Source organism: Streptomyces herbicida, from assembly GCF_032656585.1.
Classification (GTDB): Bacteria; Actinomycetota; Actinomycetes; order Streptomycetales; family Streptomycetaceae; genus Streptomyces; species Streptomyces herbicida.
In genome coordinates this window covers 190,335-211,469 of the sequence record NZ_JAUYWJ010000015.1, presented here as the reverse complement: position 1 = coordinate 211,469, position 21,135 = coordinate 190,335, and the positions used below count along the sequence as shown (strand labels likewise).

The 21,135-nt window shown below is 70.6% G+C and carries 20 protein-coding genes and 2 tRNA genes; 10 read left to right on the top strand and 12 right to left on the bottom strand.

The annotated features are described in order from the left end of the window. Positions 1-7 precede the first annotated feature (7 nt). Entirely contained in the window at positions 8-697 is a 690-nt protein-coding gene (locus Q8A52_RS30070; protein ID WP_316757072.1) for a class E sortase, read from the bottom strand. A gap of 21 nt (positions 698-718) precedes the next feature. Beyond that, positions 719-1,507, bottom strand: coding sequence for a DUF881 domain-containing protein (locus Q8A52_RS30065; RefSeq protein ID WP_316757070.1), 789 nt, complete (start codon positions 1,505-1,507; stop codon positions 719-721). A 140-nt stretch (positions 1,508-1,647) separates the two neighbouring features. Between Q8A52_RS30065 and crgA the strand changes: the two genes are divergently transcribed. Further along, positions 1,648-1,902: a cell division protein CrgA gene (crgA, locus tag Q8A52_RS30060; RefSeq protein ID WP_316757068.1), complete on the top strand. Its 255-nt coding sequence runs from the start codon at positions 1,648-1,650 to the stop codon at positions 1,900-1,902. Between the two features lie 259 nt (positions 1,903-2,161). On the opposite strand, the gene Q8A52_RS30055 is transcribed toward crgA, so the two are convergent. Then, entirely contained in the window at positions 2,162-3,049 is an 888-nt protein-coding gene (locus Q8A52_RS30055) for a rhomboid family intramembrane serine protease (RefSeq protein WP_316757065.1), read from the bottom strand. A gap of 103 nt (positions 3,050-3,152) precedes the next feature. Next, complete coding sequence (locus Q8A52_RS30050; protein ID WP_316757063.1) at positions 3,153-3,686, bottom strand: peptidylprolyl isomerase; 534 nt, start codon at positions 3,684-3,686, stop codon at positions 3,153-3,155. 334 nt (positions 3,687-4,020) lie between these two features. Between Q8A52_RS30050 and Q8A52_RS30045 the strand changes: the two genes are divergently transcribed. Continuing rightward, the gene (locus tag Q8A52_RS30045) at positions 4,021-4,713 is read left to right on the top strand and encodes a DUF5324 family protein (protein ID WP_316757060.1); all 693 of its coding nucleotides are present in this window, start codon (positions 4,021-4,023) and stop codon (positions 4,711-4,713) included. A gap of 57 nt (positions 4,714-4,770) precedes the next feature. Here the strand turns inward: Q8A52_RS30045 and Q8A52_RS30040 are convergent, their stop codons facing one another. Then, positions 4,771-5,859 carry a Ppx/GppA phosphatase family protein gene (locus tag Q8A52_RS30040; protein ID WP_316757059.1) on the bottom strand — a complete coding sequence of 363 codons (1,089 nt, stop codon included), beginning with the start codon at positions 5,857-5,859 and terminating at the stop codon, positions 4,771-4,773. Positions 5,860-6,097: 238 nt separating this feature from the next. Further along, a tRNA-Ala gene (locus Q8A52_RS30035) sits at positions 6,098-6,170 on the bottom strand. 179 nt (positions 6,171-6,349) lie between these two features. On the opposite strand from Q8A52_RS30035, the gene Q8A52_RS30030 reads away from it, so the two are divergent. Both Q8A52_RS30030 and Q8A52_RS30025 read left to right on the top strand, forming a co-directional pair. Then, positions 6,350-6,898 (top strand): helix-turn-helix domain-containing protein, encoded by a 549-nt coding sequence (locus Q8A52_RS30030; protein ID WP_316757057.1) that lies wholly within the window; start codon positions 6,350-6,352, stop codon positions 6,896-6,898. 144 nt (positions 6,899-7,042) lie between these two features. Beyond that, entirely contained in the window at positions 7,043-8,485 is a 1,443-nt protein-coding gene (locus tag Q8A52_RS30025; protein ID WP_316757055.1) for a serine/threonine-protein kinase, read from the top strand. Here the strand turns inward: Q8A52_RS30025 and Q8A52_RS30020 are convergent. Together Q8A52_RS30020 and Q8A52_RS30015 are read right to left on the bottom strand one after the other, a co-directional pair. Beyond that, positions 8,449-9,759, bottom strand: a complete 1,311-nt coding sequence (locus tag Q8A52_RS30020; RefSeq protein ID WP_316757053.1) for a hypothetical protein — start codon at positions 9,757-9,759, stop codon at positions 8,449-8,451. The two genes, Q8A52_RS30025 and Q8A52_RS30020, sit on opposite strands and share 37 nt — an antisense overlap. A gap of 277 nt (positions 9,760-10,036) precedes the next feature. After that, the gene (locus Q8A52_RS30015) at positions 10,037-10,165 is read right to left on the bottom strand and encodes a DLW-39 family protein (protein WP_003999697.1); all 129 of its coding nucleotides are present in this window, start codon (positions 10,163-10,165) and stop codon (positions 10,037-10,039) included. Between the two features lie 348 nt (positions 10,166-10,513). Here Q8A52_RS30015 and Q8A52_RS30010 point away from each other — a divergent pair, with 348 nt between their 5' ends. The 3 genes from Q8A52_RS30010 (at position 10,514) to Q8A52_RS30000 (ending at position 12,572) form a co-directional block, all read left to right on the top strand. Then, on the top strand, positions 10,514-10,861 hold the full coding sequence (locus Q8A52_RS30010; RefSeq protein WP_316757051.1) for a DUF6344 domain-containing protein: 348 nt from the start codon (positions 10,514-10,516) through the stop codon (positions 10,859-10,861). A 158-nt stretch (positions 10,862-11,019) separates the two neighbouring features. After that, on the top strand, positions 11,020-11,808 hold the full coding sequence (locus Q8A52_RS30005) for a GntR family transcriptional regulator (RefSeq protein WP_316757049.1): 789 nt from the start codon (positions 11,020-11,022) through the stop codon (positions 11,806-11,808). A gap of 8 nt (positions 11,809-11,816) precedes the next feature. Further along, positions 11,817-12,572 carry a glycosyltransferase family 2 protein gene (locus Q8A52_RS30000; RefSeq protein ID WP_316757047.1) on the top strand — a complete coding sequence of 252 codons (756 nt, stop codon included), beginning with the start codon at positions 11,817-11,819 and terminating at the stop codon, positions 12,570-12,572. A 58-nt stretch (positions 12,573-12,630) separates the two neighbouring features. Here Q8A52_RS30000 and Q8A52_RS29995 read toward each other — a convergent pair whose 3' ends face one another. The 3 genes from Q8A52_RS29995 to Q8A52_RS29985 are packed head-to-tail and all read right to left on the bottom strand — an operon-like array spanning position 12,631 to position 14,992. Then, entirely contained in the window at positions 12,631-13,551 is a 921-nt protein-coding gene (locus tag Q8A52_RS29995; RefSeq protein ID WP_316757045.1) for an FkbM family methyltransferase, read from the bottom strand. Next, positions 13,548-13,742, bottom strand: coding sequence for a ferredoxin (locus Q8A52_RS29990; protein WP_316757043.1), 195 nt, complete (start codon positions 13,740-13,742; stop codon positions 13,548-13,550). The genes Q8A52_RS29995 and Q8A52_RS29990 overlap by 4 nt, the downstream gene beginning before the upstream one ends. A gap of 38 nt (positions 13,743-13,780) precedes the next feature. After that, positions 13,781-14,992 carry an amidohydrolase family protein gene (locus Q8A52_RS29985; RefSeq protein ID WP_316757041.1) on the bottom strand — a complete coding sequence of 404 codons (1,212 nt, stop codon included), beginning with the start codon at positions 14,990-14,992 and terminating at the stop codon, positions 13,781-13,783. 132 nt (positions 14,993-15,124) lie between these two features. Here Q8A52_RS29985 and Q8A52_RS29980 point away from each other — a divergent pair, with 132 nt between their 5' ends. The 3 genes from Q8A52_RS29980 (at position 15,125) to Q8A52_RS29970 (ending at position 20,741) form a co-directional block, all read left to right on the top strand. Beyond that, the gene (locus Q8A52_RS29980; RefSeq protein ID WP_316757040.1) at positions 15,125-15,688 is read left to right on the top strand and encodes a hypothetical protein; all 564 of its coding nucleotides are present in this window, start codon (positions 15,125-15,127) and stop codon (positions 15,686-15,688) included. A 94-nt stretch (positions 15,689-15,782) separates the two neighbouring features. Next, on the top strand, positions 15,783-16,331 hold the full coding sequence (locus Q8A52_RS29975) for a hypothetical protein (RefSeq protein ID WP_316757038.1): 549 nt from the start codon (positions 15,783-15,785) through the stop codon (positions 16,329-16,331). Between the two features lie 408 nt (positions 16,332-16,739). Beyond that, complete coding sequence (locus tag Q8A52_RS29970) at positions 16,740-20,741, top strand: nSTAND1 domain-containing NTPase (RefSeq protein WP_316757037.1); 4,002 nt, start codon at positions 16,740-16,742, stop codon at positions 20,739-20,741. A 225-nt stretch (positions 20,742-20,966) separates the two neighbouring features. Here the strand turns inward: Q8A52_RS29970 and Q8A52_RS29965 are convergent. After that, positions 20,967-21,043, bottom strand: a tRNA-Ile gene (locus Q8A52_RS29965). Positions 21,044-21,135: the final 92 nt, after the last annotated feature.

The window sequence follows — 21,135 nt, the reverse complement described above, 5'->3', positions numbered from 1 at the left end:
CACCAGACTAACGGCGCAGAGCCTTCGGTTTGCCTGCCTCCACGGGCTGTGTGGAGTCCAGGTGCGCCCAGACGATCAGCCTGTGACTGTGCCCCCATTCCGGATCGCACGTGGTCAGCGTGAGATAGCGGCCTGGATGCGTATACCCCGACTTACGTGGCACAGGGTCGATCACTTCAACGTCCGTCGGAACTGTTTTGTAGGGGCCTTTGTCGATCCGATACGTGAACCAGGTCGTCCCGTTCGTCAGTACGACCGCGTCCCCCCGCCTCAGCTCGGGGAAGTCCTTGAACGGGTCGCCGTAGGTGCGCCGGTGACCCGCGACGGCGAAGTTGCCCTCCTGCCCCAGCCGGGCGGTGCGGGCGTAGTGGGCGAGGCCCTTCTTCAGCACATCCGTGCCGGTGCCCTCGAGCACGGGCTTGTTCCACGTGAAACCGAGCCGCGGGATGTACATGATCGCGAAGGGCTTGCCGTAGTGGTACGCCTCGGGCTCGGCCGGGCTCACGGAGGCGCCGGGGCCCGCCGCCGGATGCTCGACCGCACCCTTCGACCACTCCCGCTGTAACTGGTCGATCTGGTCGTCCATGACGCTGTCGGCCTTCACACCGGTCCAGAACAGCACATAGACGACGAACAGCACGATCAGAGCGCCGGCGGTGATGCAGAGCTCGCTGACGGACCTGACGATCACGCGCACCGGCGGCTCCTGGGCGGACGGCTACTGCACGGGCTTCGCGTAGTGCAGATCCACTGTGCCCGAGTAGCCGGGAAGAGTCACCGTCCCGTCCTCGGTGACTTTCCAGCCGAGGCCGTAGACGTTGACGTACACCATGTAGTTCTGGATCGCCGGGCTCGCCGCGAGCGCCTTCTGCAGCTTGTCCGGGTTCCCGACCGCCGTGATCTTGTACGGCGGTGAGTAGACGCGGCCCTGGAGGATCAGCGTGTTGCCCACGCAGCGGACCGCGCTGGTGGAGATCAGCCGCTGGTCCATGACCTTGATCCCCTCGGCACCGCCCTTCCAGAGGGCGTTCACCACCGCCTGCAGGTCCTGCTGGTGGATGACCAGGTAGTCGGGCTGCGGCTCGGGATAGCCGGGGAGCTTGGCGGTGGCGTTCGGCGGGGCGTCGTTGAGCGTGACCGTGATCGCCTTGCCGGTCAGCTTCTGGGTGCCCGCGTTCTTCTCCAGCGCCGCGAGCTTGCGGTCCTCGGCCTCCGTGCTGCCGTCGTCGCCCTGGGCCAGGGACTCCACGCTGTCGCGCAGGGTCGCGTTGGACTCGTCCAGCCCCTTGTTCTTGCGGCTGCGCTCCTGGATCAGGTCGGAGAGCTTCAGCATGGAGGCATCCGTACGGATGTCGGTGCCCTTGGCCGTATTGAAGCTGGTGAAGAAAATGAGCCCGGCGAGGGCGAACACGGCAGCCGTGAGGATCCGCACCGGCCTGACACGCGATGCGAGAGCAGGGCCGGGACCCGTTGATCCCGTCCCGGGGGAGTCGGCAGAATTGCTCAACGTACCCTTATCTCCTTCGGCGCCGCGGAAGCACTACGCTAACGGACGCCCGGGGGAGCACTAAGTGTCCCCTTGTACGCTGCCCCGGACCGACCCAGTTACCTGCGCGGCCACGCAGCGCATCGACAGGAGAGACCCTCGTGCCGAAGTCACGTATCCGCAAGAAGGCCGACTACACGCCGCCGCCCGCGAAGCAGGCGACGGCCATCAAGCTGAACAATCGCGCCTGGGTCGCGCCGGTCATGCTGGCGATGTTCCTCATCGGTCTGGCCTGGATCGTCGTGTTCTATGTGACCGACGGCTCGCTGCCGATCGACAAGCTCGACAACTGGAACATCGTGGTCGGCTTCGGCTTCATCGCGGCGGGATTCGGCGTCTCCACCCAGTGGAAGTAGCGGCCACCTCCCGGTGAACACAGCTCTGCCCAGGGCTATCCGCTGAGTTATCCACAGCTGTTTTCCACAGTGGGGAAAAAGAACGACGATCTGTGGATAACTCATCGAGTGTTGACGCCGGTGTGACTGGCCTACCGGTGACCGCAAACTTGTTCGCCCCCTGCCCGACCTGGGAAAACACACCTGAGCGGCAGGGGGCACAGCTGTTCCCGCACAGCGTGCACAAGATCCGCCACACGCTGTGGACAACGGTTCGGTATCAGGTGAGCTGAGCGGTCCTGAGCAGCGTCATGACCACGACCACGACCAGGACCAGCGCACAGGTGCCGTACTGGATCAGATTCCGGTGCCGGCGCGGGGCGTGAACCATGGCGTAGCCGCACACGACGCCCGCGACCAGCCCGCCGATGTGGGCCTGCCAGGCGATGCCGCTCCAGCTGAACGTGAAGATGAGGTTGATCACCAGCAGGGCGATGACCGGGCGCATGTCGTAGTTGAGCCGCCGCATCAGGACGGCGGTCGCGCCGAAGAGGCCGAAGATCGCTCCGGAGGCGCCCAGCGAGGGCTGGTTGGGTGCGGCCAGCAAGTAGCTGAGGGCGCTCCCGGCCAGCCCCGAGACGAAGTACAGCGCGATGTACCGGGCCCGGCCGAGGGCCGCTTCCAGGGGGCCGCCGATCCACCACAGGCTGAGCATGTTGAACAGGATGTGGATGAAGCCGGCGTGCAGGAACATCGCGGTCAGCAGCCGGTAGTCCTGGCCGTGCGCCACGCCCTGGACCGTGCCGAGAAGCGGGACGTAGGCCTGGCCGATCATGTCGAACCGGTCGGTGAAGCGGTCGCCGACGGCGAGCTGGACCAGGAAGAAGGCCAGATTGAGGCCGATCAGCACCTTGGTGACCAGCCGCGGGTCGGAGGTGACCGTGCCTCCCGCGACCGTCCGGGGCCGGGACGCGGCCGGGGAGTGCCCGGTGCCCGAGCCGCCGCGGACGCATTCGGGGCACTGGAAGCCCACGGACGCACTGACCATGCACTCGGGGCAGATCGGACGCTCGCATCGGGTGCAGTGGACGCCGGTCTCGCGGTCCGGGTGCCGATAGCACACCGGCACGCGCTGGGCGTCCTGCGCGCTGTCTGCAGCCTGGTCCATGAGATCCCCTCGGTCGTGGTGGGCAATGACACCGCCCCGCTCATCCTTACGGACGAGCGGGGCGTTTGGTTCCCTCCGGGAGAAACCGGCGAGCCCCTCGGGCTCAGCCCTCGCGCTTCTCGACGACGACCGACTCGATGACGACGTCGTTGACCGGCCGGTCGTTGGGACGCGTGGTGGGCACGTTGGCGATGGCGTCGACGACCTTCTGGCCGGCCGGGTCGGCGACCTCGCCGAAGATGGTGTGCTTGCGGTTCAGCCACGTGGTCGGGCCGAGGGTGATGAAGAACTGCGAGCCGTTGGTGGCCGGGCCGGCGTTGGCCATGGCGAGCAGATAGGGCCTGTTGAAGGAGAGGTCCGGGTGGAACTCGTCCTCGAACTCGTACCCGGGACCGCCGATGCCGGTGCCGAGCGGGTCACCGCCCTGGATCATGAAGCCGCTGATCACCCGGTGGAAGATCGTGCCGTCGTAGAGCCGGTCCGAGCTCTTCACGCCGGTCTCGGGGTGGGTCCACTCGCGCTCGCCCTGGGCGAGCTCGACGAAGTTCTTGACCGTCTTCGGCGCGTGGTTCGGGAACAGCCGGATCTCGATGTCGCCGTGGTTGGTCTTCAGGGTGGCGTAGAGCTGCTCGGCCACGATCTGCCTTCCGTTGTCTTCCTGTGATCCCCCGATCCTCGCACGGGCGGGCCATCGCGTCGCCCGGCTGAGGTCGATGCGCGCTCATCCGCGCGAATCGCTTGCGGAAAACAGGTCGAGTCATCTCTGGGCGGGAGCGCGCGGCGGCGATCCGTGGCATTGTCGACGACAAGCTCCTGTTGTCCAGAATTTGTCATTCATTCTCGCTTGTCGCTTGATCGAGTGCATCGGCACCCGTATGCCCTCCCTCGCGTGCCGCGCAGATGCTTGACAGGCATGATCCGTAAAAGTGTGGAAAGTCGAAACACCGTACGCCACCGAGGAGGAGGAAGCCGTGACCCGCATTGACAGCGTGCGCGCCGCGACCGGCTCGGCGAAGGACAGCGTGCTGCACGCCGCGGAAGTGGTGGCGCCCTACGCCGACACGGCCAAGGAGCGTGCCTCGTACTACGCGCAGGAGGCACGCGTACGGCTTGCGCCCGTGGTGTCCCAAGCCGCCGAACAGGCCCGCGTCCAGTACGACGCCCATCTCGCACCGCGCCTGGAACAGGCCCTTGCGCATGTGCCGCCGAAGGTCGACCAAGCCGCGCACGACGCGGCCGTGCTCACCCGCAAGGCCGCCCGGCAGGCCGCCGACTATTCGCGGCCGAGGATCGAGCAGGCCGTCGCGGCGGCGGGGCCGATGCGTGACGAGGCCACCGCGCGGGGTGTCGCCGCGCTGGCCGCGCTGCGCGGTCAGGTCTCACCGGAGGAGATCCAGAAGCTGGTCCGCAAGCACGAGCGGCAGGCGAAGGCCGGCCGTGTCGCCAAGGTGCTGGTCGCTCTGGGTGCCGTGGCGGCCAGTGCCTTCGTCGCCTGGAAGTGGTGGGACAAGCAGACCAACCCCGACTGGCTGGTGGAACCGCCCGCCGCCACGGAGGTGCCCGAGTCCGGCCGTCTGTCGTCGGTGGACGGCAGTCTCGACCCCGAGGTGCAGGCCAAGGAGGCCGAGGAACAGGCGGCGAAGGACGACAAGCACCGCCACTGACCTCCGGCACCGCCGCCGGCATCCGGCATCGCGAACATCGCTGTGGGGCAGAAGACTTCAGGGTCTTCTGCCCCCCGGCGATGTTTCACGTGGAACCTCCGCCGGGATGGCGATACGCAGTGCGGTGGACGGCTCGATGGCGGGATCGGCGTCGGTATCGGTGCCGATGTCGCTGGTGACGTCCGCCCACCAGTCGGCTCCGTCCTCGATATAGCGGAGCAGGACTCCTTCGCGGATGGCCCAGGGGCAGACGGCGACCCTGCGCAGGCCCATCAGTTTCATGGCGGTGTGCCCGACGAGGGCTCCGGCCAGGCTCTGGGCGGCGCGGGGCGCGGAGATCCCGGGCAGCTGGGCGCGTTCGGCCGCGGGAAGGGCGGCGAGCGCGCCGATGACCTGGCGCAGATCGCTGCGGAGCATGTCCCGCTGCACGAAGGGGCCATGGCGTCCGGGGGCGGTGCCGCACAGCCGGGCCAGCTGCTGGAAGGTGCGGGAGGTGACGGCAGCGGTGCGCGGGCCCTCCCAGCGGACCCGCGCGGCAACGTCCCGCAGCTCGTGGCGGACTCTGCGCCGTAACGCCTTCAACTCGGCCTGGGCGGGCGGGTCCTGGGCGCAGAGAAACTCCCGGGTCAGCCGGTTCGCGCCGAGCGGGAGGGAGGCGGCGAAGTCGGGCAGGCGGCCGCGCCCGAAGGCCACCTCCAGCGAGCCTCCCCCGATGTCCAGGAGCGCGAGGGGGCCGGCCTGCCAGCCCATCCAGCGGCGGGCCGCCAGGAACGTCAGCTGTGCCTCCGTCTCCCCCGGCAGGGTGCACATCCGGATGCCCGTCTCCGACCGCACCCGGTCCAGTACCTCCTGACGGTTGGGTGCGTTGCGCACGACCGCGGTCGCGAACGCCAACGGGCCCGCAGCCCTCCACTGCTCCGCCGCGCCGCCCGCGGCGGCAACGGCCTTCACCAGCCGCGCCGCCGCCTCCTCGCCGATCGTCCCGTCGGGCTCGACCTGCTCGGACAGGCGCAGTCGCCATTTGACGGTGTGGACCGGCAGCGGAACACCGCCCTCCGCGTCGGCCACCACCAGTCGGACCGTATTGGATCCCGCGTCCACCACGCTCACCCGCATGGCCTTCGCGTACCCAGGCTCGGCGGCCACGATCCCACCTGGCCGCCCACACTCACCGAGGTCACACCGAGTGGCCTCGGACGAGGGGCGGGACCGGGCCGCTGATCGCGGCGGAGAGAGGCGGGAGAACCCGGCCCGCGGCAGCGGTACGCCCTGGCCGAAAGAAGCCGCCTCCTTCGGGCCTCCGCCCGCCGCCCGCGCGGGCAGGTCCAGCGGCACAAAACCCCACCTGCCGACGTTTCCGCAGGCCAGGTGGGGTTTTCCTGTGTGGAGCCTAGGGGAGTCGAACCCCTGACATCTGCCATGCAAAGACAGCGCTCTACCAACTGAGCTAAGGCCCCGCGTAAGAGACGACCTCCGGAAGGATCACACTCCGGTGGGCGCCGCAGACCAGAGTACCGGGTCACCCCCGGTATCTCGCAAAAAACTTGGGGGTCCCCGTGGACGACCACTCTCCGTAAGATGCTCGACGTGGTTCGCTACAGCGAACCACGTTCTGGGGAAGCGATGGGGAGACGCAATGGACGCCGCACAGCAGGAAGCCACCGCAAGAGCGCGGGAGCTGCAGCGGAACTGGTACGGGGAGCCGTTGGGGGCGCTCTTCCGTAAGCTCATCGACGATCTTGGCCTCAATCAGGCTCGTCTCGCGGCAGTGCTGGGACTGTCCGCGCCGATGCTGTCGCAGCTGATGAGCGGACAGCGCGCGAAGATCGGCAATCCCGCGGTGGTCCAGCGGGTACAGCTGCTGCAGGACCTGGCGGCGCAGGTCGCGGACGGCAGCGTGAGCGCGGCCGAGGCGACGGACCGCATGGACGAGATCAAGAAGTCGCAGGGGGGCTCCGTGCTCAGCAACACCTCGCAGCCGACGAGCAGTTCGGGTGCGCCGACGGTCAAGCGGGTGGTGCGGGAGATCCAGTCGCTGCTGCGCTCGGTGGCCGCCGCGGGGGACATCATCGAGGCCGCCGACACTCTCGCCCCGACCCACCCGGAACTGGCAGAGTTCCTCCGGGTGTACGGCGCGGGCCGCACCTCCGACGCGGTCGCGCACTACCAGTCCCACCAGAGCTGATCCCAGGACCCGGTCCACCGGAGGGGGTCTGGCGGATCGGGGTCCGGGGAACGGCTCGGGGGCGCGGAGGGGTCGTATCACTCATCACGGGGGAAGCTCGGGGGAAGCAGGGGGCAACCGCAGGGGGAGGAGCGACGGGCAGCCATGGGTGAGGTCTTCGCCGGCCGGTACGAACTGGTCGACCCGATCGGTCGCGGAGGAGTCGGCGCCGTGTGGCGCGCCTGGGACCACCGCCGCCGGCGCTATGTGGCCGCCAAAGTGCTGCAGCAGCGCGACGCCCACTCGCTCCTGCGCTTCGTTCGGGAGCAGGCCCTGCGGATCGACCATCCGCATGTGCTCGCACCGGCCAGCTGGGCCGCCGACGACGACCAGGTCCTGTTCACCATGGATCTGGTCGCCGGTGGTTCGCTGGTCCATCTGGTCGGGGACTACGGCCCGCTGCCGCCGGTGTTCGTCTGCACGCTGCTCGACCAGCTCCTGTCCGGGCTCGCCGCGGTGCACGGGGAAGGTGTGGTGCACCGTGACATCAAGCCCGCCAACATCCTGCTCGAAGCGACCGGCACCGGCCGCCCGCGGCTGCGGCTGTCCGACTTCGGCATCGCGATGCGGCTCGGCGAACCGCGTCTGACGGAGACCAACCTCGTGGTGGGGACGCCCGGTTACCTCGCGCCCGAGCAAATGATGGGCGCGGAGCCGGACTTCCCGTCCGACCTGTTCGCCGTGGGCCTGGTCGCGCTGTATCTGCTGGAGGGTGCCAAGCCCGATGCCAAGGCGCTCGTGCAGTACTTCGCCGAGCACGGGACACCGGGTGCGCCCAAGAGCATCCCGGATCCGCTCTGGCAGGTCGTGGCCACGCTGATCCAGCCCGATCCGCAGGCCCGCTTCCGCACGGCGACGGGGGCGCGCAAGGCCCTCGCCTCCGCCAGGGAGCTCCTGCCGGAGCCGGGCCCCGACGACGAGTGGATCGAGATCTTCGACCAACTCGGCCCCCTCCCACCGGGCTTCGGGCTCGAGGGGCCCCTCGAGCGGGCTCCGGGGGTGGACGCAGGCATGGACACGGGGGCGGAGGCTGCAGGAGCGGGAGACACGGGCTCCCGGCCGTCCAGGCCGGCCGCCGACGCGGCCACACCCGCCGCCGACACCGCCATACCCGTCGATCCACGCCTGACCACCGGCTCGCAGCCCTCCACCATGTCGGACACCGGCAGTTTCCATCTGCCGCCGCCGCGTGCGGCCCAGCCGGAGGAGCGACCGGAAACGCCCGCCCAGCCGACGTACACCGCGCACACTCCCCAGGGGTTCCAGCCGCAACAGCAGCCGTACCAGCCGTTCCAGCCGCATCACCCGTGGAACCCCACCCAGGTTCTGACACCGGTGCCGCAGCAGCGAGTCGACGCCTCCACCGCTTCGTACACCGCCCAGGACCCGCAGTTTCCGCCTCCCGCGCAGGGAACTCCGCCGCAGCGCTCCAGACGCCGAGCGCGCCGCGCCCGTCGCCCCGGCCCCCCGGCGAAGGCGGCGGTCCCGATCCTGCTGCTCGCGCTGGCCTGCTATGCCGTGGGCTTCTGGGCGCTGACCCGGATCTGAGCGCCGGCCCGCCGCCGGGCCACCACCGTCCACGCCCCGAGCAGGACCAGCAGCGCGGTGCCCGTGCCGATGCCGGCGACCGCGACCGCCTTCATCGCGGGGTCACCGCCGCCGGAGTCCGCCGCGGCGCCGGCCGCCGCCGCCTGGCGGTCCTGCGGGGTGACTTCGAAGAGCTTGTGCTGCTCGGGCTGTCCGGCGTATCCGGGTCCGGCGTGCGGGGTGCCGCTGACGCGCACGCGCAGCGTCAGCCCGAAGGGTCCCTTGCCGAATGTGTCGGCCATCTTGGCGCTGAGATGGACGACGACGTAGTAGAAGCCCGCGAAGCGCATGCCGCGCACGTCGTCGGCGACGGCGTACCGGTTGCGGTACTCGACGGGTGGCAGGGGGGCGACGGTGGCCGTCGTCTGGCTGCCCGTGTAGCCGCGGGCCACGTCGTCGACGTGGCCTCGGACGGGGTTGTGGAGCGCGAGGTCGAGGGCGCCGTTGACATAGCCGCCGTCACTGCTCGAACTGCCCAGTTCGGCTGTGGCGTAGAGCTGCTGGCCCCAGTCGACCGGCACCTTGTAGAAGAGGGTCTGTCCGGGCTCGATGCCGGTCCGCCAGACGCCCTGTTCCAGCGCCCGTGCCGTGGCGAAGCCCGCTCCGCCACTGCGCTGCCCGGGGTCGCCGGCGAGGGCTTCGGGGGAGGCGGAGTCCCAGGCCTCGGGCGCCGTCGTGGCCCCTGCCTTCTCCAGGCGTGGCTCCGCGACGGGGGCGAGTTCAAGGTCCCAGGCGCCGGACGAGGAGGCGTTCTCGGACCCGGTGGCGTCGAGACGCTCGACGAGCAGGTAGTACGGGCCGTCCCCCTGGCAGAGCGTCTTGCCGGTCTCGCGCATCCCGAGCGCCGTGACGGGACGCGGGCTCAGCCCGCCGCCGAAGCGGGCGGACGCATAGGAGCAGGGGGTGCCGTCGGCGTCCTGCAGCGACACCCTGATGCCGTCGGAGGCGGTGACGGTGGCGTTCGCGGGGGGTACGAGGGTGACGGGGACGTACGCGGTCGTCGTGGCGTCGAGTTCGAGGCGGTAGGAGAGCTTGACGCCCCTGGAGATGGAGCTGCGGTACGTCCGGCCCGGCTTCAGCAGTGCGGCGTCCGTGGTGCTCCTCGCTCCGGCGACGCTGCGGTCGTCCTCGGCGAAGGCATAGGCGCTGCCGCCCGGCGCACCGGCCGCCACGGCGCTCCCGCCCGGCAGTACCGACGCCGCGCACAGCACCGCGCCCGCGACGACGGCTCGCACAGCGGCAGCGCGCGGACGACGGCGGCTCCGGTGTCCCCCCGTCCACCGCCACGCCGTACGCCGCATCATCGCGCGCCCCCTCGTCGTCGTGCACCGGCCGCTGTGACCGAGTCGTACCGGACCGTGGCCATCCTGCCCCGCCCGCCCCCGCACCATCCGTGAAATCCGGACGAGCGTCCGAAAAGCGCCGCCCCGGGGCCCTCGCCCCGGCCCCCCGGCAACACAAAACCCCGACCGCGAGCGCGGTCGGGGTCTGATCAGATTCCGGTATCTGTACTCACGAACCCGTGGGCACGGAGTCAGTCGCCTCCGTCCACAGATCCTGCTCGGCGCGATCCGCCTGGATCTGGCGGTACACGAGGAGCCCGCCGATGGCGGCCAGTGCGACCAGGAGAAGCTTCTTCACCGCGCGACCTCGTCTTTCGTTGACGTAGGGGACCTCTGCCGCCCGACTATACACACCGACCGATACCGATCGGTGACCTGCGTCGGACGCCAACTCCCGCCCGCGACAGGGCAATGGGTGAGGATCGCGCCGCTCCGATCGGAGGGTGATCACACCTCCACGGACGGTCACTTTGCTCTCTCTTCGGGCCCTCTCACCCCGTTCCGGAACATTTCCGACGCCCGCGCCTCCATCCGGGTGGTGTTCATCAGAACATCGACGCGCCACGGGCGGAGGTCCACCACTTCGCGACCCCTATACACATCATGAGGAAAGTACGCAAATCGCCCGACCCGAAAGTGAGGGGCCATGGCCCGGAACAAGGTCATGAAGCTGTGGACCACCATCGTCACCGCCTTCCTCGCGCTGTTCACGGCGCTCGGACTCGTCTCGGCCAGCACCGCCACGGCGGTACCGCAGACCGAGACCCCGCGCAACAGCGAGGCGCATCCGACGTTGCCGTCGATGTCGCGATGGTCCTGGTCCCATACCTGGTCCTGGCCCCACGTCAGGGCGCTGCCCCCCACGATGAAGCAACGGATCGGCGCAGAGGCCCACGGCAAAGCCCCCAGCTGCCGCCACCGCCCCCTCGACGACTCCACGGAAGCGGACGAGCTGGACGCCCTGGGCGAGCTCACAGCCCCCCTCGCCTGCTGACGGACACGATGCGGTACGAGCAGGACAGATGTGACGGCGAGCTTGCGTACTGAACAGGCAGGACCCTCGGCCCGCACGGGCCGGGGGTCCTCGTCGCGCCCAAAACAGCCACCTCGACAACTCGTCAACACCTCTTTAGGAGTCGCTAGACTGAATCCGTGCCCAAGGCCTACGAGGAGATCGCCGACGACATACGCCGGTCCATCCGGGAGGGCCTGCGCAAGCCCGGCGACCGGCTGCCGTCCGAGGCAGCCCTGGCGAAGTACTACGGCCGGAGCGTGCCGACCGTGCAGAACGCCTTGCGGCTGCTCAGCGAGGAAGGCCTGATCGACAAGCAGCACGGCCGCGGCAACTTCGTCCGCCGCCCCCGTACGCTCGCGATCCGTGACAACGGGCGGCACCAGTGGGAGAAGAACCGCGCCCGGGAGCCGGAGGCCACCCGGGCCGAGACCGGGGCCACGGAGCACGACACCGGTCTGCGCCTCGACGACCTCGTCTTCTACGCCAAATACCGCGAGATCGAGGCCCCCGACGAGCTGGCGGACGCCTTCGGAGTGCCGGTGGGCACGACGCTGCTCGAACGCACGTACAGAACGCGGTACGCGGCCGAGACCGCGCCCTTCAACCTCGTCACCTCCTATCTCGTCCGCGACATGATCGCGGCCAACCCCGATCTCCTGGACGAGACCAAGGAGCCCTGGCCCGGCGGCACGCAGCACCAGCTCTACACCGTCGGCATCGAGGTGGACCGCGTCGAGGAACGCTTCACCGCACGCCCCCCGACGCCGGAGGAGGCCAAGGCGCTGGACCTCCCGGCGGGCACGTCGGTGATCGTCCTCAGCAAGACCTCGTACGACATCGGCGACCGCGTGGTGGACGTCTCCGTCGTCACGCTGCCGGGCGACCGCACGGAACTGCTCTTCACCACGACCCTGGAAAGGTGGTGAGTGCTGCCGTGAGCCGGCGCATCATCGTCGTCACCGCCGTGCACGCTCCCTCGGCACGGTTCCTGCCGGAGGCGTACAAGTCCCTGCGCGAGCAGCGGCTCCCGGACGGCTGGGAGTGGCACTGGGTCGTCCAGGAGGACGGGAGGACGGACGAGGTCCGTCCGTACGTCCCCGACGATGTGCGGGTGACCTTCCGGCAGGGCCGGCCCGGCGGTCCCGGCGTGGCCCGCACGATCGCCCTGGCGCACGCGGACGGCGAGTACATCAAGATCCTGGACGCCGACGACCAGCTGCCGCCGGGCGCACTCGTCCGGGACCTGGCCGCTCTGGAGGCCGACCGCACCCTCGGGTGGGCCACCTCCCGGGTCCTTGACCTGCTGCCCGACGGCTCGACGGCCGGCTTCCCGGGCGATCCGGACGAAGGCCCCGTCGAGCGCGGGGCCGTGCTCGGCTTCTGGAAGGCCAACGGCTACCGCGCCCAGGTCCACCCCGCGACGCTCTTCGTCCGCCGCGGCCTGCTGCTCGCCCTCGGCGGCTGGATGGCCCTCCCGGCGTCCGAGGACACCGGCCTGCTGCTCGCGCTGAACGCCGTGAGCCGTGGCTGGTTCTCGGCGGAGGTGGGGCTGCTCTACCGGAAGTGGGAGGGGCAGGTGACCGGACAGGCCTCCCACGTCGATCCGGCGGAACGCGAGGCGCGCATGGCGGTCGTCGAGGCGAGGGCGCGGGCTCTGGCGGACGTCGACTGGCACTATCCGCCGGCGTGAGCCGCCGGATCCGTCGGCGGGAAGAGCCAAAGCGGCCGGGCCGCTCGCGGAAGTCGCGTCACCCGAGCGTCTCGGCGTCGACCCGCGAGAACACCAGCTCGCTCTCGCCCACGACCGGTCCCCGCCACCGCACCGGGGCCGCCGGCCGGCCCAGAGCAGCCGGATAGCTCTCCGGCGCATAGTCGTTGAGCAGGCGGTATGTATGGAACCCGGCCTTTCGCATGGTCTCCAGCAAGTCGTCGACCGAGTAGCCGAGCCGGGCCATGCGTTCCGGAGTGACCTCGACGGCGATCTCCGCGTCCGGGCGCAGCCGGTCGAGGACGGGGGCCAGACCCTGGACGACGGCGCCCTCGGCGCCCTCGACGTCGATCTTGATGACCCGGGCCCGGGCGATCTCCTCCGGCTCCAGGAGTTCGGGCAGCGGACACGCCTGCGCCTCGAAGCTCGACTCGGCGGGACCGTCGTAGGGCACGATGCTGTTGGCGCCCATGTTGTTGGAGCTGGCCAGGACGAAGGTCAGCGTCTCCCGCTTGTCCGAGACGGCGGCGTTGACCGCGCGGACGGTGCCGCAGCGGTTCAGCTCGATGTTCCGCAGCAGCCGGCGGTGGAAGGCGGGTGACGCCTCGACGGCGACCACCCGGCCCGTGTCGCCGACCAGGGGGGCCGCCACCAGGCTCAGATAGCCGACGTTCGCTCCGACGTCGACCAGGACGTCACCGCGCCGCAGTCGGCCCTGGAGCCAGCGGGTCATGTGCGGCTCCCACACCCCGAAGAGATACAGATAGCGCTGGATGAGGTCCTGGGTGTCGACCGCGAACCGGACGCCGGAGAGGGTCTCGACCACACGCCGCCGGGGGTGGTCGCGCAGGTACGGATTCAGATAGCGCCCGGCCAGCAGCGCTTTGCCGAGGGAGCCCGGGGCGTCGCGCACATAACGTCGGCCGAGGGTGACCATGGCCTCGGAAAGGGCACTGCTCATGCGTTCTCGCTGATCCTTATGGCCTGGGAGGGGCACCGCTCGGCGGCTTCCTGTACGAGTCCGTCGTCGCCGGCATCCTCATGGCCGGGCCGGACCGTGCCGTACCCGTCCTCGAACGCGAACACGGCCGGTGCGCGGTGGGCACACTCCGCGGAACCGTAACAGAGGCCGGCGTCGATGGAGACCTTCATGCGGGGTCCCTTCCCAGCGGTGCCCCCTCCTACTCGGCCTACTCGAAGGGCAGCTCCAGCATCCGGATGGCGTTGCCGCGCAGCAGCTTGTAGGCCACGTCGGCCGGCAGGCCGCCCACATGCTCCTGGGCCACCCGCTTGGTGTGGGGCCAGGTCGAGTCGACGTGCGGATAGTCGGTCTCGAAGGTCGCGTTGTCCACGCCCACGGTCTCGATCGCCTCGATGCCGTGCCGGTCGCGGAAGAAGCAGCAGAAGATCTGCCGGTAGTAGTACGTCGACGGCGGCTCCGGGATCAGATCCTTCACCCCGCCCCAGGCCCGGTGTTCCTCCCACACGTCGTCGGCGCGTTCCAGGGCGTACGGGATCCACCCCATCTGCCCCTCGCTGTACGCGAGTTTCAACCGCGGGAACTTGACCAGGACCCCGGAGAAGAGGAAGTCCATCATCGACGCCATGGCGTTGTTGAAGCTCAGCGAGGCCTGGACCGCGGGGGGAGCGTCCGGCGACGCGGCCGGCATCTGTGACGAGGACCCGATGTGCATGTTGACCACGGTGCCCGTGTCCTCGCACGCCGCGAAGAACGGGTCCCAGTAGCCGGAGTGGATCGAGGGCAGGCCCAGATGGGTCGGGATCTCGCTGAAGGTCACGGCCCGTACGCCACGGGCGGCGTTGCGCCGGATCTCGGCGACGGCGAGCCCGATGTCCCACAGCGGGATCAGGCACAGCGGGATCAGGCGCCCGCCGCTGTCACCGCACCACTCCTCGACCATCCAGTCGTTGTAGGCGCGCACACAGGCGAGGGCGACCTCCTTGTCCTCGGCCTCGGCGAAGGTCTGCCCGCAGAAACGCGGGAAGGTCGGGAAGCAGAGGGAGGCCTCGACATGGTTGAGGTCCATGTCCTCCAGCCGGGCCTTCGGGTCCCAGCAGCCGCGTCGCATCTGCTCACGGGTGATGCCGTCGAGTGTCATCTCGTCCCGGGAGAAGCCGACGGCCGCGATGATGCGCTTGTACGGGAAGAGGCCTCCCTCGTACTCCCACCAGTCGGTGATCTGGCCGTCCGGGTCGGTGGTGAACCGGTACTTGCCGCCGATGTACTGGAGCTCGCCGATGCCCGCGGTGAACGGCGTCGGCCCCTTGTCGCGGTACTTGCTGGGGAGCCACGTCTCGAAGAGGTGCGCGGGCTCGATCACGTGATCGTCCACGCTGATGACCTTCGGCAGCTCGCTGGTTTCGCCGGCGCTGGTGACCATGGCCTCGCCTCTCACTGACCGATGCAATATCTGACGGACCGTCAGAAGCAGGTTAGGACCGACTCACTTGACGGGCAAGGGGAGCGTCTGAAAGATCGTCGGGCCAACTTCGGGATGCGATTCGGGGGACGTATGGGAGCCGGCGAGCAGTTGGTTACCGTGGGGGCCGTGCTGCTCGGCGCGATGACCACTCACGTGACCAACCATCTGATGGAGCGGAGCAGGAACCGCCACCAGCTCCTGACCCGGTGGGACGACAAGAAGGTCGAGGCGTACGCGGAGTACGTGGAGGCGGCGAAGACGAGGATCGCCGCGTCCGTCCGGCTGTACGAGTTCCGGGAGGGCCTGCGCGAGGACCACCGGCCCGAGGAGGAACTCCGCGACGACCTGTCGGAGGCGGGCCGGCGCTGGGGTTCGGGCTTCGAGCGGGTCATGCTCCTCGGCGGTGACGACGCGATCGAGGCCGGCCATGAGCTGAACGCGGTGCTCGCCGAGATCGACTGGCAGGCGACGGGCAGGATCACCGGAAGCCTGGCGGACTGGCGCGAGCGGCACCGGTCCGCGTTCCGCCTGATCAACGCCTTCCACGAGGCGGCACGCCAGGACCTGGGGATCCAGGGAAACGTCACCGGCGAAAACCACCCGGAACGCGACCTCCTGGTCCCGCCGACCCGCCACCCGTCCCCCGAGGCCTGACACCCGCGCTTCTGGTCTCTTCGGCTCCGTCGTGGCACCCTGCCCGCGCCGCCGAGCAGCGTCAGGCGTCATCACGGCGAACGAGGAGGCAGGGATGGCCGAACCGCGAGACGCGCAAGAGGCACAGGACGTACAGGACGCGCAGGACGCACGGAACGCGCAGGACGCACGGAAAGCACAGGCCGCACGGAACCCGATGTCGGTGGAGGCCCTCAGGAAACTCCACGCCGCCCGCGCGCAGAGCGCGTACGACCGCGCCGCGGCCACGTGCCGGCACGCCGGAATCGCGCAGGACGCGGCCGAGATCGTGCCGAAGAGCCCCGTCGGACGGGCCGCCAACGCCCTGCGCCTGTCCGCGGAGTCGATCGCAGCCCTCACCGAGAGGGCACCCGATCCGGCCGCGGACGCCCGGTGCGCCCGGAACGCCGCGGCCGCCGCGGCGCTGGCCGCGCAGGTGGCCCAGTCGCGCGACGACGGCACCGAGGCCCTCGACGCGCTGCGGGCGGCCCTGGCCGCCTCCCAGGCCGCGGCGGTCGCGGCAGGCGGGACCGCGGCGGGAAGGGACGCGTCCCTGAACGAGACGGCCGAGGACGCGGAGGGACACGCGGTCGCCGCCGCTCGTGTCGCGGGCTGGATCCGCTAGCTGGGTCGCTGAGACCTCTGTGGTGCCGCGTCGTTCGGCTCCGGTCCCTCCCCACGTGGGGACCGGCGCCGAACGACGCGGATGAGGCCGGACCCGTGGTCGGCGGACGCAGCCCTCGAGGGACTGGCTGCACGGGTCCTTCAAGCTCGAACGACGAGAGCGACGCCGCCGTCCGGTGAGTCCGGCGGAAGGTGACCGAGAACATGCGGCGTCGTGAGCTGTCTCTTCGAACGCTGAGCAGGTGGCCTGTCCGGGCGGCGTCCAGTGGGACCCGCCAGTACGGCGAAATCCTGCCAGTTGAGGCCCCCGCCGAGGAGGTTCCGACGTCCGGACACCGGCTTCCTCGCAGGTCAGCCGTATAAAGTGAGTTTTCCGGTCCGGATGCCCAGGTGCGGCGGGAAGTTAGGGGTGGACACCTTGAGTTCCGACTCAGGGGCACGCACAGCCTTCGCGGAACGTCTCGCGCTGCTGTACAAGGAGGCGGGAAACCCTCCCCTCAAACGCGTGGCCGAGGCGGTCGACCGGCTTCACCGGGTCGACGAACGAGGGCGTCCGGTGCGGGTGTCCGCCCAGCGGATCAGCGACTGGCGGCGGGCGAAGAACGTACCGGCGCAGTTCGCCGCCCTCGCCGCGGTGCTGCACGTGCTGATCCCCCAGGCGCGGCGCGCGCAGCCCGCGCCGGTCTCCTCGGGCCTGTACGACCTGGCCCAGTGGCAGCGCCTGTGGGAGCGCGCGGTGGCCGACCCGGTGGGCGAGCGGCCCGCCGGATCCGCGGAGGAGGACGAACAGGCGACGGCCGACGCCCCGGCCGTCGCCGGTGTGTGCCCGTACCGAGGGCTGGCCTCGTACCGCAGGCAGGACGCCCGGTGGTTCTTCGGCCGGGAACGCAGCACGGACGCCCTGGTCGCCCAGCTCCGCGCCGTCGAGCGGACCGGTGGCCTGGTCGTGCTCGTCGGCGCCTCGGGCGCGGGGAAGTCCTCCCTGCTGAACGCCGGCGTGGTGCCCGCGCTGCAGAGCGGCGCGGCGGCCGAGGAGGGCGGCCCGGCCCGGGGCGTCCTGCAGTTCGTGCCCGGCGCCGACCCGCTCGCGGAACTGGTCCGCCACATCCCCGAACTGGAGAAGGTCCTCTCCTCGAAAGAGGAACCCGGCAGCCCGGAGTTCGGGCAGGCGGTGCGGGAGGCCGTGTCGGCATGGGCGCGGCGCGAGGCGCCCGGGACCGCCCGTCCGGTCGTCATCGTGGACCAGTTCGAAGAGGCGTTCACCCTCTGCTCCGACGAGGCGAGCCGGCGCGCCTTCGTCCGTCTTCTGCACACCGCCTGCTCACCCGCCGGCCCGGACGACCCGGCCCCGGTGCTCGTGGTCCTGGGCATACGCGCCGACTTCTACGACCAGTGCCTGCGCCACCCCGAGCTGGCCGACGCGCTGCAGCACCGGCACATGGTCCTCGGCCCGCTCACCACGGCCGAGCTGCGCGAAGCGGTGACGGGTCCCGCCAAGGCCGTCGGCGTGGAACTCGAGCCGGGGCTCGCGGAGCTGATCGTCCGTGAGGTGAGCACCGACGGCCCCCGCGGGGCGCACGACGCCGGCGTACTGCCGCTCCTGTCCCACGCCCTGCTCGCCACCTGGCAACGGCGCAAGGCGGGCCGGCTGACGCTGGCCGGCTACCGCGCCGCGGGCGGAATCCAGGGGGCGGTGGCGGCGACGGCCGAGCGGGCCTGGTCGGGCCTCGACCCGGCGGCCCGCACGGCCGCGCGACTCCTCCTGCTCAGGCTGGTCCGGCTGAGCGAGGACACCCAGGCAACCCGCCGGCGGGGCACACGGCGCCAACTGGCACAGGAGTCGACCGACCCCGGCAAGACGGAGGAGTCCCTCGAGGCACTGGTGCGCGCCCGGCTGGTGACCCTCGACGCGGAGACCGTCGAGATCACCCATGAGGCACTGCTGCACGCCTGGCCCCGCCTGCGCGACTGGATCGACGAGGACCGGAACGGCAATCTGCTGCGCCAGCGGCTGGAGGAGGACGGCCGGGCCTGGGAGGGGTCCGACCGCGACACGTCACTGCTCTACCGGGGTTCCCGGCTGGAGCAGGCCCACAACTGGGTGAAATCCGCCGGTGACGCCTTCCTCACCAGGAGCGCGGTGGAGTTCCTGGCGGCTTCGGTCCGGCTGCGCCGGCGCACGGTCTGGATCAGCCGTGCCGCGGTGTCGGCCCTGGTCGTGCTGGCCGTGCTGGCCGTCGGCTCGGCGGTGGTCGCCCGCCAGCAGCGCGACGACGCCGTGTTCCAGCAGGTGGTCGCCGAGGCCGACCGCGTCCAGTACACCGACCCGTCGCTGTCCGCCCAGCTCGACCTGGTGGCGCACGGTCTGCGGCCGGACGACGAGGGCACGAACAGCCGGCTGATCTCGATCGTCAACGCCCCGCTGGCCACCCCGCTCCTCGGCCACACCGGCGCCGTCTACCTCACCACCTTCAGCCCGAACGGCCATGTCCTGGCCACCGCCAGCTACGACCGGACCGTCCGGCTGTGGGACGTGACCGACCCGACCCGGCCCAAGCCCCTCGGCAAGCCCCTCACCGGCCACACGAGCTGGGTGAGCACCGCGGTCTTCAGCCCCGACGGCCACACCCTCGCCAGCGCCTCGGACGACGGCACGATCCGGCTGTGGGACGTACGGGACCCCGCTCACCCGCGCGCCCTCGGCGCACCCCTGACCGGCCACGGCGGCACGATCTATCTGCTCGCCTTCAGCCCGGACGGGCGCACCCTGGCCTCCGCCAACGAAGACCACGCCGTGCGCCTGTGGGACGTACACGCCCCGGCCCGGCCGACCGTACTGTCCACCCTGACCGGCCACACCGGCGCCGTGCGCTCCGTCGCCTTCAGCCCCGACGGCCGCACGCTGGCGGCCGGGGGCGACGACAACACGATCCTGCTGTGGAACACCGCCGACCCACGCCGTCCGGCGCCGATCGGCACCCCGCTCACCGGCCACACCGCCACGGTGCACTCCGTGGCCTTCAGCCCCGACGGCCGCACCCTCGCCTCCGGCAGCGCGGACGACACCATCCGGCTGTGGAACGTGAGCGCGCCGCGCCATGGGCGGCAGCTCGGCGCGCCGCTCACCGGGCACACCGGTCCCATCTGGTCGGTGGCCTTCAGCCCCGACGGCACCATGCTCGCCGCCGGCAGCGCCGACAGCACGGCGAGCCTGTGGAACGTCCGCAATCCGGCCTATCCGTCCCAGGTCGGCGAGCCCCTCGCGGGCAGCAGCGGCGAGATGTACGCCGTGGGCTTCAGCCCCGACGGGCGGACCCTGGCCACCGGCAGCGGCGACAACAGGGTGCGGCTGTGGTCGATCCCGGCCTCCGACATGATCGGCCGGATCGGGGCCTACCGCCCGGACGGGCGGGTGCTCGCCACGGCCGCGCGCGACGGGCGGGTGCGGCTGTGGAACGTGCAGACCCCCGACCGGCCCGTCCTGCTGAGCGAGCCCCTCACGACCGGGGAGCGGGACCTGCGGTCGCTGGTGTTCTCCCCCGACGGCCGCACCCTGGCCGTGCTGACCGGGACCAGCAACACGGTGCAGCTGTGGAACGTCGCCGATCCCGGCCATCCCGTCGCCCACGGCCGGCCCCTCGCGCTGCGCACCCGGTTCGCGGGCGCCGACGCGCTGGCCATCAGCCCCGACGGCAACACCCTGGCCGCCGACTACGACGACCGGACCATCCAGCTGCTGGACATCACCGACCCGGCCCGCCCCAGACGCCTGGGCAAGCCGCTCACCGGGCACACCGGGTACGTCAACAGCCTCGTCTTCAGCCCGGACGGCCACACCCTCGCCTCCGGCAGCGCCGACACGACGGTCCGCCTGTGGAACGTGACCGACCCGCGTCACGCCGCCCCCCTCGGCGCTCCCCTCAAGGAGCACCTGGGACCGGTCAACGCGCTCGCCTACAGCCCCGACGGTCGCACGCTGGCCAGCGGCAGCGACGACGGCACGGTCCGGCTGTGGAACGTCGCCGACCCCGTCCGGGCAACCGGGCTGGGCCCCGTCCTGAGCGGCCACACCGAGGCGGTCGTGTCGCTGACGTTCAGCCAGGACGGCCGCACGCTGGCGAGCGGCGGCAACGACGACACGGTCCGGCTGTGGAACGTCGCCCGCCCCTCCTCGGCCTCTCCCATCGGCCAGTCGATGAGCCCCAACGCCAAGACGGGCAACTTCCTGTCGTTCAGTCCCAACAGCCACATGCTCGGGGTGTCCAGCGGCGCCGACACCGTGCGGCTGTGGAAGCTGGACGTGGACGAGGCGATCGGCCACATCTGCTCGATCACCCGGGGCGTTCTGACCCCGGACAAGTGGCACGAGTACCTGCCCCGGCTCTCGTACGAGCCGCCCTGCGACCAGTGACTTACCGACCGTTTCAGACAGCGCTTGCGTGATCCCGATCACAACTGCTCGGTGCAGGTGAGCAGTCGGCTCCCGCCGCGCCGACAGCCTTGTTACTGTTGGCCACAGCCCGATCGCTGGTGCATCCCCCGTCGCCAGCGGTCGGGCCCTTTCGTGCGCCCCCGGAACACGCGGTGCCCCAACACGCGAAGACCCCCGGCCCTGCTGGACCGGGGGTCTTCGTGCTGGTGGGGCTAACAGGATTTGAACCTGTGGCCTCATCCTTATCAGGGATGCGCTCTAACCAACTGAGCTATAGCCCCGCCGCGCTCTGCGGTGTGTGTCCCGCGCGCTGACTCCTGAAGATTAGCGCACGACCGGGGCAGTCCCAAAATCGGTTGTCGGAGGACCGACA